We start from the raw sequence: 13,260 nt of genomic DNA, 5'->3' as shown, positions 1-13,260 counted from the left end.
GGAGGCTTAAGCGCCGTCCTGGTCTTTCAGGTGCTCGAACAGGCCTTTTGGCATTTTCTTGCCGTTGGCTTCGAAGTTGGCTTTGACGTTGTCGTAAGCCTCTTGCTCGTCGATGAAGCCGTCGTGGTTGGTATCGATCTTGTCGAAGTTGGACTTAGGCGCAACTTTCTGGAATTCGGCGCGGGACACCTTGCCGTCACCGTCGGTGTCGGTTTTTGCCATCGATGCATCGCCGCACTTGCCTTCGCCACATTTACCTTCAGGGGTTTTCACCACCTGTTCGGCCGAGGCAAGCAGGTAGCCCTGGGTCAAAGGCTGCGAAGCAAAAGCGGAGCCGGTCAACATCATGCCGCCAGCGAGGACTGCACCGAGCAAACCGATAGTGTTTTTGGTGGTACGGGACATTTCAATTCTCCAGGGTTGCACGACACAACCATTCGATAAAAGACGCCACGTAAGTGCGGCGATCACCGTAGCTGGCGGGACGCCTTGCTCGGATGTGGCCATTTAGCGGGCGAGGTGTATCGCTACTGTGTCGCGCAAGGGGGGAGTTTGTAACCGAAGGGGCGAAATCGCGGGGAGAGATACAGTAAGACACAGATCTCAAGGTTGTGATTGAAAAATGTGGGAGCGAGCCTGCTCGCGAAGCGGTGTATCAGCCAACTCATGTGGCGATTGACACTCCGCTATCGCGAGCAGGCTCGCTCCCACAAGGGATGTGTGTCAGTGCAGCTTCAGCCGCGGCTCAGTCCCGCGCCCGATTTTGCTGCCCAGCATCAACATTGCCGTGCGGAATGCGCCATATAGCGCCATCTGGTGCATGCGGTACAGCGACACATAAAACATCCGCGCCAGCCAGCCCTCAAGCATCACGCTACCCGTCAGGTTGCCCATCAAGTTACCCACAGCCGAAAAACGCGACAGCGAAATCAACGAGCCGTAGTCGGTGTACTTGTACACAGGCAACGGCTTGCCTTCGATCCGCAGCTTCAGCGATTTGGCCAGCAGCGACGCCTGTTGATGCGCTGCCTGGGCACGCGGCGGCACGTTGCGATCGGTGCCCGGCTGCGGGCAGGCGGCGCAGTCGCCGAAGGCGAAGATGTTTTCGTCTCGGGTGGTTTGCAGGGTCGGCAGCACTTGCAGCTGGTTGATCCGATTGGTTTCCAGACCGTCGATGTCCTTGAGGAAACCTGGCGCACGAATGCCCGCGGCCCAGACCTTGAGGCTGGCGTTGATCACTTTGCCGTCGGCGGTGATCAGGCTATCCGCGGTCACTTCACTGACGGCCGCATTGGTCATGACGTTGACCCCGAGTTTCTCCAGGGTTTTATGCACAGGGCCGCCGATCCGTTCCGGCAATGCTGGCAGTACCCGTGGACCGGCCTCGATCAGGGTGATGTGCATGTTCTCCGGTTTGATCCGGTCCAGGCCGTAGGCCGCCAGTTCATGTGCGGCGTTGTGCAGTTCGGCCGCCAGCTCGACGCCCGTGGCGCCGGCGCCGACGATTGCCACGCTGATCTGCTGCACCACATCCGTCTGCCCGGCGTGGGCGCGCAAATAATGGTTCAACAGTTGCTGGTGGAAGCGCTCGGCCTGTTTGCGGGTGTCGAGGAACAGGCAATGCTGCGCCGCGCCCTGGGTACCGAAATCGTTGGTGGTGCTGCCGACGGCGATCACCAGCGAGTCGTAAGGCACTTCACGCGCCGGCACCAATTCCAGGCCGGCCTCATCGTAAGTGGCCGCCAGCTGGATTTTCTTCTGCGCGCGATCAAGCCCGCTCATGCGCCCCAGCTGGAACTCGAAGTGGTTCCATTTTGCCTGGGCGACATAGTTGAGTTCGTCTTCGGAAGAGTTAAGGGAACCGGCCGCGACTTCGTGCAACAGCGGTTTCCAGATGTGGGTCAGGTTCGCGTCGACCAGCATCACACTGGCCGTGCCGCGCTTGCCCAGAGTCTTACCCAGACGGGTAGCCAACTCCAGACCGCCGGCGCCGCCGCCAACGATGACAATACGATGAGTCATGGGGATATCTCGCAAGGCTAAAAGAAATCGGTGCAATTACCCGAGCGAGCGCGATGCAGCTCATAGCGTCAGGTAACTGATAAATCGGCTCAACAAGCCCAGGCCAATGGTCACTGCCAACACCACCACCAGGAGCATCCACGGCCGGAAAGGCCGGCGCTCGACTCGGTGCTGGGACAGGTGCAGGTACTCTTCGACATGTTTCTGGTCGTCGGGGTTCAGGCGGCTGGTCATATCGGGCCTCGTCATCGGGTAGACGTTGCTGAATTGATAGAAGCTACAGGGGTTTTTACCCCACATTGAACGGAGCATAGCCGCTGGCGGGAATCGGCTCGACACTGACTGTATCGTCCAGCCGAATGATTCCACTTTGTAACACTCGGGCGGTGATTCCGCCATGTCCGCGAACGGCCTGGAAAGTGCCGGGGCCGAGGTTGTTTTGCAGGCGTGCGCAAGGCTGGCACCAACCGGTGGTTTCGAAAATCGCCTGGCCGATTTTGAAGCGACGACCCTTGAGGCTGAACAGATTTATCCCGCTGACAACGAGGTTGCGCCGCAAATCACCAGGCAGGACCGGATTGTCGTCCGGTCGGCCCATCAGCGAACTGATCACTGGCAGATGCTCCCATTGAATCAGTGTCACCTGTCGCGCATTGCGTACGCCGGGACGGGCCCGATCGCCGGTCAGGCCGGCCTCGAGACGCGCTTCCACGGCCTCCAGCTCGATCATCGGCACATGCGGTTGCGGGCGCACGCCGATCCAGCGTACACGGCCGGTTTGCGGGACTTCAGCGATCAGTTCCTGCAGCGGACTCACAGGCTGATCCCGACATCGAAGACGATGCTGCGACCGAGGTTGCTGCGCAGGAAGTCCGGTGCGTCGGGATGCGCAAACAAAACCCGGGCGAATGTCGGACCGACCAGTGACAACGAGCGCCAGCCCTGACGCAAGTATTCGGTGGGTGGCGGGAAATGGCTGTTGAGGTCGAGCACTTCGCGCTTGAGGCTGGCAAAGGCGATGATGTCCAGTTCGCCCAGGTCCATGCCGCGTTCCTTGTAGTTGTGCGCTTTTTTGCGCAAGGTCGGCGCCAGTCTCAGCAGGAATTCATTGGCCGGAATGCGCCTGGGCTTGGCTTCTCGGCGCACCAGCGAACTCAAGGAAAACGCACTGCGTCGCCGCTGCAGCTCATCGCGCCACTCATCATTGAGACGCCGGCCCTCGTCGAGCACGAAAAACACTTCGAAATTCGCATCGCGAAACAGCACGTCCGGCGGTTCGCCGGCGGGAGCGAATTCGTCGACGCGGTAAGGAATGTTCAGGCCTTGCAGCAGGCGCTGGCACACCCAACGCTCACGCTCCCATTTGCGGGCATTGGAAAGGAACGCGTTGGCTTGCTCGGCCGCAATGGTCAGCAGGCGTAGATAATCTGAGTCATCCATAGGCCCAAGCTTAGCGTTCAAATGCGACAAGCTGAAAGCTTTGCGTTGAAACGAGGACGTAATGCCCCGGCAGGCGTCATCGCTGATCGGATGGTAGCTGCGGTGCTTCTTTGATCGTTGTCGCGGCGATGGGGTGTGCAATACAGGCGGTGTAGACTGGATTCATTGCGCTCAAGCGCCTCAACGAAGGGGAATGTCGTGAAATTATGGCCCGTGTTATTGCTCAGTCTTGTGCCTCTTTGGGCTCAGGCGCTGGAGGTGGGGGAGCGGCTGGCGCCGTGGACCTTGCTTGATCAGTTCGATCAGGCCTTCACGCTCGACAATCAGACTCAGACGCTGCTGGTGGCGCGCAGCATGGACGCCGCGAAGCTGGTCGACGCGGCACTGCAGGGCCAGCCCAAGGGCTATCTGGAGGCCCGGCACGCGGTATTTGTCGCGGATATCCAGCGCATGCCCCGGCTGATCGCGAAGATGTTCGCCGTGCCGGCCATGCGCGATTATTCCTATCGCGTGATGCTCGACCGTGACGGACGCGTGGCGCCGCGCTACCCCGGGGCCGTGGATAAAGTGTTGTGGCTGGAGCTCAAGGACGGTCAAGTGGTCGGTGAGCACGAATACGCCACGGCGGCGCAACTGCGTGAGGCACTGGAGAAGGCCCGGCCGTGATCGGGCTTCAGTGCGTTGACTTGTTCGGCCGCAAGGGTCAGCAGGTGTAAGTCGTCGGGGTCATCCATAGACCCCGGCTCTCCAAAGTAATCGCCAGGAAAACTGTTTGTCGCGCAGGAGCAAAGCCTGCTGCGACATCCCTCCTTCTCGCGCCCGATTCAGGGCCCTGCACAAAACGGATAGCGATCTGCGCAAAGCGGATATTGCCCCGCGCCTGGCAACTTTACCCTCGGCTTTACGGGACGTTAGCCGCTTTACCGACGCTCTGAAAAAAACAACAACAAGAGATAAATGCCATGCGCAAGATTGACGTACATGAGGTTATCGACAACGCACGATTCAACCGCTTCCACTGGATGGTGCTGTTCTGGTGTGCGCTGATCATCATCTTCGACGGTTACGACCTGGTGATTTACGGGGTCGTGCTGCCGATGCTGATGAAAGAATGGGGGCTCAGTCCTTTGCAGGCTGGCGCTCTGGGCAGTTACGCGCTGTTCGGCATGATGTTTGGCGCGCTGTTTTTCGGCCCGCTCTCGGACCGGATCGGCCGCAAGAAAGCCATCACGATCTGCGTGATGCTCTTCAGCGGTTTCACCGTGCTCAACGGTTTTGCGCGTAACCCCACCGAGTTCGGGATTTGCCGGTTCATCGCCGGACTGGGCATCGGCGGGGTGATGCCCAACGTCGTGGCATTGATGAACGAGTACGCGCCGAAGAAAATCCGCAGCACGCTGGTGGCGATCATGTTCAGCGGTTACTCCGTGGGCGGCATGCTCTCGGCGGGGCTGGGCATCGTGCTGATCCCGAGCTTCGGCTGGCAGTCGGTGTTTTACGTCGCGGTGCTGCCGTTGGTGTTGTTGCCGCTGATCATGTACTTCCTGCCCGAGTCGGTGGGTTTCATGCTGCGACAGGGACGCAATGAAGAGGCGCGCGCCATTCTTCAGCGGGTGGATCCGGCGTACATCGCGCAGACCAGCGATCAGCTGCACATGTGCGAAATGAAGGGCACCGGCACCCCCGTTCTGCAACTGTTTCGCGAGGGCCGGGCGCTGCGCACGCTGATGCTGTGGCTGGCATTTTTCTGCTGCCTGCTGATGGTCTACGCCTTGAGTTCGTGGCTGCCGAAACTGATGGCCAACGCCGGATACAGCCTGGGCTCGAGCCTGTCGTTCCTGCTGGTGCTCAACTTCGGCGCGATTTTCGGCGCGGTGGGCGGCGGCGTTCTGGGTGACAAGCTGAACCTGCCGCGGGTGTTGGCGGTGTTCTTCGCCATGGCAGCCGTGTCGATCACTTTGCTGGGCTTCAACAGCCCGATGCCAGTGTTGTACTTGCTGATCGCTATTGCCGGCGCCACCACCATCGGTTCGCAGATTCTGCTGTACGCCTGCGCCGCGCAGTTCTACTCCATGACCATTCGCTCCACCGGTTTGGGCTGGGCCTCGGGCATCGGGCGCAACGGCGCGATTGTCGGACCGCTGCTGGGCGGGGCCTTGCTCGGGATCAGCCTGCCGCTGCAACTCAACTTCATGGCGTTCGCCTTGCCCGGTGCGGTGGCCGCGATCGCCATGACCGTGTTCGCCATCAGCAGTCAGCGCAGCACCCGACAGTCGTTGGCGGATTTACGTCATGGTGCGGCGGGCGGGTCTGTCGGCGAAGCTTCATGAGGGCGTTCGTCCGGGATTTTTCCCTGTCGGCGGCGGTCGCTGGATTTATCGCCACGGTGATTTCCTACGCCGGCCCGTTGGTGATTATTTTCCAGGCGGCCGAGACCGCGCAGTTGTCGCGGGAAGTGCTGTCGTCGTGGGTCTGGGCGATCTCCATCGGCAGCGCGGTGCTCGGTATCGGGTTGAGCCTGCGTTACCGCGTGCCGGTGATCATCGCGTGGTCGGCGCCGGGCTCGGCGCTGTTGGTGGCGCTGTTGCCGGGGATCTCCATGCCGGAAGCGGTGGGGGCTTATCTGGTCAGCAGCCTGATCATTTTCCTGGTCGGCGTGTCGGGCGCGTTTGACCGGATCATCGGCAAACTGCCGGCGGCGATTGCGGCGGCGATGCTGGCGGGGATTCTGTTCAGCTTCGGCACCGGATTGTTCGTTTCGTTGCAGGGCAAGCCGTTGCTGGTGCTGGCGATGTTTGCCACGTACCTGGTCTGCAAACGATTAATGCCGCGTTATGCGGTGTTGATGGTGCTGCTGGTGGGCTGCTCGATGGCCTTTCTCGCCGGCGATTTGCACAGCGAAGCGTTGGTGATCGGCTTGGCCACGCCGGTGTGGATCACGCCCGAGTTCAGCCTGAGCGCCACCCTGAACATTGCGTTACCGCTGGTGATGGTGGCGCTGACCGGACAGTTCGTGCCCGGTATGGCGGTGCTGCGCGCCAGCGGTTACGCCACGCCGGCCGGTCCGATCATCGCCAGCAGTGCCTTGGGCACGGCGTTGTTGGCCCCGTTCGGCTGTCACGGACTGAATCTGGCAGCGATCACCGCGGCCATTTGTACCGGCCGCGAGGCCCATGAAAACCCTGGCAAGCGCTACGTCGCCGGGGTGGTCGGCGGGCTCTGTTACCTGGTGCTGGGGATCTTCGGCGCCACTCTGGTTTCACTGTTTTCGGCGTTCCCCAAAGAACTGATTGCGGCACTCGCCGGGCTGGCGCTGTTCGCCGCGATTGCCGGGGCGTTGGCCGGCGCCATGGCGGTGCCGAGTGATCGGGAAGCCGCGCTGGTGACCTTCCTGACCACCGCGTCGGGCATGTCGCTGTTGGGTTTGTCCGCAGCTTTCTGGGGCCTGATTTTCGGCATGGTCACCCATGTGTTGTTAAACGCCCGTCGCGAAAGCGCGGCGGCTGAAGCACTTCCAACTGTCGATCAATAAAAATAAGAGAACAAACGATGAAACAGATTTTTCCAGCAACCGGTCCAGTGTTGTCCATGGCGCTCGTCTCGGGTTTCTCCGCGGGGGCGATGGCGGCCGAGAGCGGCTTTATCGAAGACACCACAGCCACCTTGCAAGCACGCAATTACTACTTCAGTCGGGACTTCTCCGACATCGTCGGGGCGAACAAACAGTCGAAGGCTGAAGAGTGGGCGCAGGGTTTCATCCTCAACGTCAAATCCGGTTACACCCAAGGCCCCGTGGGATTCGGTGTGGATGTGATCGGCTTGCTCGGGCTCAAGCTCGACAGCAGTCCGGATCGGGTCAATACCGGTTTACTGCCCGTTAAAGATGACGGGCGCGCGGCGAATGATTACAGCCGTCTCGAAGCGGCGCTGAAGGTGCGTTTCTCCAAAACCGAGCTGAAAGTGGGCGAGTTGCAGCCCAATCTGCCGGTGCTGGCGTTCAGCGATATTCGTCTGCTGCCGCCCAGCTATCAGGGCGCAAGCATCAGTTCCAACGAGATCAATGGCCTGACCCTGCAGGGTGGCCACTTGAACACGACCAGCCTGCGCAACGAGGCCGGCGACGAAAAGATGCAGGCCATGCTCGGCCACGTGCCGCAACGTCAGGTCAGCAGTGACGGCTTCAATTTCGCCGGTGCCGATTACGCCTTCAACGATAAACGCAGTTCGGTCAGTGCCTGGTTCGGGCAACTGGAAGATATCTACAACCAGCGCTTTCTCGGTCTCAAGCATAGCGAACCGATGGGGGACTGGATTCTGGGCGCGAACCTGGGTTACTACGATTCGCGCGAAGACGGCAAGAAGCTGCTGGGCAACATCGATAACCAGGCGTTCTTCTCGCTGTTGTCCGCCAAGCGCGGTGGCCACACGTTTTATGTCGGTTATCAGGGAATGTTCGGTGACAGTGCTTTCCCACGGGTCTTTGCCAACATCTCGCCGCTGGGCAATGAGGTGCCCACCTACGAGTTCGCCTACACCGATGAACGCTCCTGGCAAGCGCGCTACGACTACGATTTCGCCGCCCTCGGCGTGCCGGGGCTGACCAGCACTGTGCGCTACATCTCCGGCAACAATGTCGATACCGGGCAAGGCTTCGAGGGCAAGGATCGCGAGCGTGATCTCGACCTCGGCTACGTGCTGCAAAGCGGCAGCCTCAAGGGCCTCGGAATTCGGGTGCGTAACGTGATGGCCCGTTCCAACTACCGCAGTGATATCGACGAAAACCGCCTGATCCTCAGCTACACCTGGACGCTGCTATGACCATTGAAAAAGAACAACCGTCGTACAACATCGGTTTGCAGGTCAAGCTGGAGCAATTGACCGAGTCGGTGCTGCAAACCGAGGAGGACATGCGCTTTGCCAATCAACTGGCGCGCACGGCCGGTGATCGGGTCAAGGCGAGTGCGCAGAGCATGCAGTCGTCGGCCAGTGTGCTGGAGGATCTGAACCTCTACATGCAGCGTCTGGATCAAGTGTTCGATGAGCTCGGCAGTCAGTCGATGCGCATCGGCGCGATTGTCGGCAGCATTCAGGACATCGCCCGTCAGACCAACCTGTTGGCGCTGAACGCGGCGATCGAGGCGGCGAGGGCGGGCAGCCATGGCCGAGGGTTTGCGGTGGTCGCCGATGAGGTGCGCAATCTCTCCCGTCAGGCGGCGGACTCCAGTGCGCAGATCCGGCAAATCGCCACGGGGCTGGAACAGTCGGCGGAGCAGGCGCGCCAGGGGCTTCAGCAGCTATCCGGTTCAACCCGTCTGGGTCTGGAAAAGGCTGGCGTGGCGTTGCACTCGATGGGTGAACTGCAAAGCGGTGCGGTGGCCAGGGTCGAGGTGGTCGAACGGATCATGGCGCGTCTGGCCGGTCTGCATGATTTGGCGTTGCAGGCGAAACGGCTGATCGTGTGAGTCGTGGGTTACCCGGCTTTACAGGCTGCTGGTGCAGTTGCCCATGACTGGGTAGGTCACGCTGTGGGTCTGGCCTTGATGATCGATGTAGACCATGGTTGCCGGTACGACATCGCACGCGGTTGCGGTGTCGGTCACTGAAACCACCTTGGCGATGTCCAGCGGTTGCGCCGGGTTGTATGGGGTGGCGGCTGGCTCGTGGGTGGCGGCCATGGCTGACGTGGCAATGAGGCTCAGAAGCAGGGTGGTCAGGGTTTTCATTTTTGTCGGCTCGGGGTTGGTTCTGATGCTTTGAAGTCTAGTCCTTCGCTGGGGGTGATAAAGGTGGCTGGGGCTGATTCAGTTTTGCAGGAAGCGTAATAATCGCTCGGGTTGATTGGGGGCACAAACGGCGGTGTAGACTGAAAACCTGTCCTCTCCCGGCAAAGAAAAAGGAGCAAGCCCAGCCATGATCGGCGCCGAACTGCTGACCCCGGAAACCCTCGCCGTCGGATGGCTGATCTACGTCCCAGCCCTGATCTGGGCCGTCGCACGTGCCCCGTGGGTCGAACTGTTCAGCGACAGCCGCCGCCAGCACCTGCTGTTCGGCACCGTATTCGCCCTGTTCATGCTCTGGCTGGTACGACGGGATTTCGACACCGGCGTGTCCTATCACTTCATCGGCATGACCGCAGTGACCCTGCTCCTGGACTGGCCGATGGCAATCGTCGGCGGACTGGTCGCACAAACAGGCCTGGTCCTGCTCGGACGCCAGGACCTCGCCGCCGTCGGGGTCAACGGCGCGTTGTTCATTCTGCTGCCCGTGCTGGTCACCGAGTGCTGTGCCATCCTGGTCGAGCGAGCGCAACCACGAAACCCCTTCGTTTACATCTTCGTTTCCGGCTTCTTCGCAGCGGCGCTATCGGCCTTGCTGTGCCTGTTGCTGGCCCTGTGGTTGTTGTGGTTCAACGAGCTTTTCGTCATGCCCTATTGGCTGGAGGATTTTGTCGGTTACCTGTGGCTGATCATCTTTCCCGAAGCGTTCATCAACGGCATGGTCGTCAGCGCACTGGTGGTATTCAGCCCGGAATGGCTGGAGACCTTCAACCGCACACGCTACCTTTCGGCGCCCTGGAAGGACGACGACCCGAAATCTTGATCCACATCAAATCCAAAAAACGTCGACGAATCCATGCTCCGCAAAACCTTCAGGAGCATCGAAATGAGTGTCTACGAATGGGCAAGGCAGGAGTTGCGCCACAGTCTGGATGCAGCGCAGGAAGTCGGGTTTGATCCGGGGTTGAGCTTGCGCGCCTTGCTCAGTGCAGTGGTGCAGCAGAGCAAGGCGGTACGCAGTATCGAGGATCTGGCGGATGAGTTGCAGTTTCTTGCCGAGAACCTCGATGACGGTCAGGACTACGGCTTTATGCGGCCCTGAATCCCGGCCTCAGTGACGTGGTTCGAAGTCTTCGCTGAACAGTTCGTCTTCGGCATCCGGGCTCACCGGGATCTTGTGTTCTTCCGACGCCCACGCGCCCAGGTCGATCAGTTTGCAGCGGTCCGAACAGAACGGCCGGAATTTGCTTTCCGGGGTCCATTCGACAGGGGCGCCGCAGGTTGGGCAATCGACGGTTGGGATCTGGCTCATGACTGGCCTCCACGCAAAGTAAGGTAAAAGTGATGCAGGCGCTCGACCTCGCTGTGCAGCCAGGCGAGGTCGCGGTCATTGACCACCACATCGTCGGCATGGCTCAGGCGATCCTGGCGGCTGGATTGCGCCTTGAGAATCGCCTGGACCTGTTGTTCGCTGGTCTGGTCGCGCTGCAGGGTGCGTTCGATCTGCAGTTGTTCGGGCGCATCGATCACCAGCACGCGCTGGGTCATGGCGAATTGACCGGACTCGATCAGCAACGGCGAAACCAGAATCGCGTAAGGCGATTGTGCCTTGCCTAGGTGATCGGCAATTTCCCTGGCGATCAGCGGATGCAAAAGCGCCTCGAGCCAGAGGCGTTGCTCAGGCACTTCGAAGATCAGTTTGCGCAATGCCGCACGATCCAGTTGACCGTCGGCCTGCAACACGCCGGGGCCGAAATGTTCGGCAATCTGTGCCAGCGCCGGGCGCCCCGGCTCCACCACCCAGCGCGCCGCATGATCAGCATCGACCACATGCACGCCCAGGTCGATGAAGTGCTGGGCAGCCGCGCTTTTGCCGCTGCCGATGCCACCGGTCAGGCCGAGAATCCAGGGTTTTTCCACAGGGGTATTCATTTCAAACCGACAAACTGCCAATAGAAGTCGGTTATTTGACCACCCCAGAGCAACGCAATCCAGCCGGCAATCGCCAGATAGGGACCGAAGGGGATCGGCGTCGAGGCTTTAGCGTTGCGCAGGCTCAGCAAAATAACGCCGATAAAGGCACCGACCAGAGACGACAGCAGAATGGTGAGCGGCAAAATCTGCCAGCCACCCCAGGCGCCCAGCATGGCCAGCAGCTTGAAATCGCCGTGGCCGATGCCATCCTTGCCGGTGATCAGCTTGAACAGCCAGAACACCGACCACAGCGCCATGTAGCCAGCAATTGCGCCCCACAGTGCCTCGGTCAATGGCACGAACAACTCGAAGCTGTTGACGATCAATCCCAGCCACAGCAGCGGCAGCACCAGTACATCCGGCAACAACTGATGCTCGGCGTCGATCAGGCTCATGGCCAACAAACCCCAGGTCAACACCAGCACCATCACGGCCTGCCCACCGAAACCGAAATGCCAGGCGATGAACGCTGACAGCAGGCCGCACGCCAGTTCGGTCAATGGATAACGTTTGCTGATGGGGGTTGCGCAGCTTGCGCATCGCCCACGTAAAAACACATAACTGAGCAGCGGAATGTTTTCCCAGGCGCGGATCCGGTGCCCACAGTGCGGGCATTGGGAATGGGGCAGCATCAGGTTGTAGGTCGGGAGCGGTGTTTCGCCAGGCAAGCCGAGAATTTCATAGGCCTGCAGTCGCCATTCCCGCGCGAGCATTTTCGGCAGGCGCCAGATCACTACGTTGAGGAAGCTGCCGACCAGCAAGCCGACTATCAGTGCAATGCCGACAAACGCCAGCGGGTACAGGGTCAGGATTTCGTTCAGGGGCATGTCAGATCGCATTGCCGAGTTGGAAAATGGGCAGGTACATTGCAATCACCAGGCCGCCGACGATAACCCCCAGCACCACCATGATGAACGGCTCCATCAGACTGGTGAGGTTATCGACCATGTTGTCGACTTCGGCCTCATAGAAACTCGCGACCTTGTCGAGCATGTCATCCAGTGCGCCGGACTCTTCGCCAATGGCGGTCATCTGGATCGCCATGTTCGGAAAGATGCCGGAGGTGCGCATGGAGAAATTCAGCTGCATCCCTGTCGACACATCCTGCTTGATGCGCAGCACCGCACGCTTGAACACGATGTTGCCGGTCGCGCCCGCCACCGATTCCAGCGCCTCGACCAGCGGCACGCCAGCGGCAAAGGTGGTCGACAGTGTGCGGGCGTAACGGGCCACGGCGGACTTGTACATCAGCGTGCCAATCAGCGGCAGTTTCAACAGCCAGGTGTCGGTCCGGTCGCGAAAGCCTTGTGATGTCCTGAAGGCGTGGCGCGCACCGAATATCGCAGCAATCAAAGCCCCCAGCATCACCCACCACCAATCCTGCATGAACTGCGACAGACCGATGACCATCACCGTGAACGCCGGCAATTGCGCACCTAATCCTTTGAACACCGACTCGAATTGCGGCACCACCTTGACCAGCAGAATGCCGGTGACGATGATCGCGACGAACACCACGGCCAGGGGATACGTCATGGCTTTCTTGATCTTGGCCTTGAGGCTTTCGCTCTTTTCCTTGTAGGTCGCGACGCGCTCCAACAGGGTGTCCAGCGCGCCGGCCTGTTCGCCGGCATCCACCAGGTTGCAGTAGAGCTCATCGAAATACTGCGGTTTTTTACGCAGGGCAGCGGCGAAACTGTTGCCCGCCGCGACCTCCTGTTTCACGTCGTCCACCAGTTTGCGCATGGCCGGGTTATCGAAGCCTTCGCCGATGATGTCGAACGACTGCAACAGCGGCACCCCGGCTTTCATCATGGTCGCCATCTGCCGGGTGAACAGGGCAATGTCATGCGCCTTGATGCGTTGGCCGAGGCTGAAAATCGCGGCGGACTTCTTGCGCACCTTGCCGGGATTGATGCCTTGCTTGCGCAATTGCGCCTTGATCAGCGCCGGGTTCTGACCGCTGAGTTCGCCGGTCATTTTCGTGCCTTTTTTATCCGTGCCTTCCCAGGCGTAAACGCTGATTTTCGCTGCTTTGACTGCCATG

The 13,260-nt window shown here is 60.2% G+C and carries 17 protein-coding genes; 7 read left to right on the top strand and 10 right to left on the bottom strand.

Annotated elements, in window-relative coordinates; genetic code table 11:
* Nucleotides 1-6 precede the first annotated feature (6 nt).
* From ACM6I5_RS14250 to ACM6I5_RS14230, 5 genes are all read right to left on the bottom strand, one after another.
* Complete coding sequence (locus ACM6I5_RS14250; RefSeq protein WP_017340833.1) at nt 7-405, bottom strand: hypothetical protein; 399 nt, start codon at nt 403-405, stop codon at nt 7-9.
* Between the two features lie 318 nt (nt 406-723).
* A complete protein-coding gene (locus ACM6I5_RS14245; protein WP_017340832.1) occupies nt 724-2,022 on the bottom strand; it encodes an NAD(P)/FAD-dependent oxidoreductase in 1,299 nt (432 codons plus the stop codon).
* A 60-nt stretch (nt 2,023-2,082) separates the two neighbouring features.
* Nucleotides 2,083-2,256, bottom strand: coding sequence for a DUF3094 domain-containing protein (locus ACM6I5_RS14240; protein ID WP_008028730.1), 174 nt, complete (start codon nt 2,254-2,256; stop codon nt 2,083-2,085).
* A gap of 55 nt (nt 2,257-2,311) precedes the next feature.
* Nucleotides 2,312-2,839, bottom strand: a complete 528-nt coding sequence (locus tag ACM6I5_RS14235; protein ID WP_017340831.1) for an MOSC domain-containing protein — start codon at nt 2,837-2,839, stop codon at nt 2,312-2,314.
* Nucleotides 2,836-3,462, bottom strand: coding sequence for a DUF1780 domain-containing protein (locus tag ACM6I5_RS14230; RefSeq protein ID WP_017340830.1), 627 nt, complete (start codon nt 3,460-3,462; stop codon nt 2,836-2,838). Before ACM6I5_RS14230 ends, ACM6I5_RS14235 begins: the two co-directional genes overlap by 4 nt.
* Nucleotides 3,463-3,660: 198 nt before the next feature.
* Between ACM6I5_RS14230 and ACM6I5_RS14225 the strand changes: the two genes are divergently transcribed.
* The 5 genes from ACM6I5_RS14225 (at nt 3,661) to ACM6I5_RS14205 (ending at nt 8,924) form a co-directional block, all read left to right on the top strand.
* Complete coding sequence (locus ACM6I5_RS14225) at nt 3,661-4,128, top strand: hypothetical protein (protein ID WP_017340829.1); 468 nt, start codon at nt 3,661-3,663, stop codon at nt 4,126-4,128.
* Between the two features lie 296 nt (nt 4,129-4,424).
* A complete protein-coding gene (locus ACM6I5_RS14220; protein WP_414884101.1) occupies nt 4,425-5,792 on the top strand; it encodes an aromatic acid/H+ symport family MFS transporter in 1,368 nt (455 codons plus the stop codon).
* The gene (locus ACM6I5_RS14215) at nt 5,789-6,994 is read left to right on the top strand and encodes a benzoate/H(+) symporter BenE family transporter (protein WP_414878308.1); all 1,206 of its coding nucleotides are present in this window, start codon (nt 5,789-5,791) and stop codon (nt 6,992-6,994) included. The genes ACM6I5_RS14220 and ACM6I5_RS14215 overlap by 4 nt, the downstream gene beginning before the upstream one ends.
* Nucleotides 6,995-7,011: 17 nt before the next feature.
* The gene (locus tag ACM6I5_RS14210) at nt 7,012-8,280 is read left to right on the top strand and encodes an OprD family porin (protein WP_017340826.1); all 1,269 of its coding nucleotides are present in this window, start codon (nt 7,012-7,014) and stop codon (nt 8,278-8,280) included.
* A complete protein-coding gene (locus tag ACM6I5_RS14205) occupies nt 8,277-8,924 on the top strand; it encodes a methyl-accepting chemotaxis protein (protein WP_017340825.1) in 648 nt (215 codons plus the stop codon). The genes ACM6I5_RS14210 and ACM6I5_RS14205 overlap by 4 nt, the downstream gene beginning before the upstream one ends.
* An 18-nt stretch (nt 8,925-8,942) precedes the next feature.
* Here the strand turns inward: ACM6I5_RS14205 and ACM6I5_RS14200 are convergent, their stop codons facing one another.
* Entirely contained in the window at nt 8,943-9,185 is a 243-nt protein-coding gene (locus tag ACM6I5_RS14200) for a DUF2790 domain-containing protein (RefSeq protein WP_414884100.1), read from the bottom strand.
* Nucleotides 9,186-9,372: 187 nt separating this feature from the next.
* Here ACM6I5_RS14200 and ACM6I5_RS14195 point away from each other — a divergent pair, with 187 nt between their 5' ends.
* Nucleotides 9,373-10,062, top strand: a complete 690-nt coding sequence (locus ACM6I5_RS14195) for an energy-coupling factor ABC transporter permease (RefSeq protein ID WP_017340823.1) — start codon at nt 9,373-9,375, stop codon at nt 10,060-10,062.
* A gap of 63 nt (nt 10,063-10,125) precedes the next feature.
* The gene (locus ACM6I5_RS14190) at nt 10,126-10,341 is read left to right on the top strand and encodes a hypothetical protein (RefSeq protein ID WP_017340822.1); all 216 of its coding nucleotides are present in this window, start codon (nt 10,126-10,128) and stop codon (nt 10,339-10,341) included.
* Between the two features lie 9 nt (nt 10,342-10,350).
* Here ACM6I5_RS14190 and yacG read toward each other — a convergent pair whose 3' ends face one another.
* The 4 genes from yacG to ACM6I5_RS14170 are packed head-to-tail and all read right to left on the bottom strand — an operon-like array spanning nt 10,351 to nt 13,259.
* Nucleotides 10,351-10,551 (bottom strand): DNA gyrase inhibitor YacG, encoded by a 201-nt coding sequence (yacG, locus tag ACM6I5_RS14185; RefSeq protein ID WP_017340821.1) that lies wholly within the window; start codon nt 10,549-10,551, stop codon nt 10,351-10,353.
* Nucleotides 10,548-11,171: a dephospho-CoA kinase gene (coaE, locus tag ACM6I5_RS14180; RefSeq protein ID WP_017340820.1), complete on the bottom strand. Its 624-nt coding sequence runs from the start codon at nt 11,169-11,171 to the stop codon at nt 10,548-10,550. The genes yacG and coaE overlap by 4 nt, the downstream gene beginning before the upstream one ends.
* Nucleotides 11,168-12,040, bottom strand: a complete 873-nt coding sequence (locus ACM6I5_RS14175; protein ID WP_414884099.1) for a prepilin peptidase — start codon at nt 12,038-12,040, stop codon at nt 11,168-11,170. The genes coaE and ACM6I5_RS14175 overlap by 4 nt, the downstream gene beginning before the upstream one ends.
* Nucleotide 12,041: 1 nt before the next feature.
* The gene (locus ACM6I5_RS14170) at nt 12,042-13,259 is read right to left on the bottom strand and encodes a type II secretion system F family protein (protein WP_017340818.1); all 1,218 of its coding nucleotides are present in this window, start codon (nt 13,257-13,259) and stop codon (nt 12,042-12,044) included.
* Nucleotide 13,260 lies beyond the last annotated feature (1 nt).

Origin of the sequence: Pseudomonas sp. IT-P171, from assembly GCF_949767765.1 — a bacterium.
Lineage (GTDB): Bacteria > Pseudomonadota > Gammaproteobacteria > Pseudomonadales > Pseudomonadaceae > Aquipseudomonas > Aquipseudomonas fluorescens_B.
This window is presented reverse-complemented; position numbering and strand designations above follow the sequence as displayed.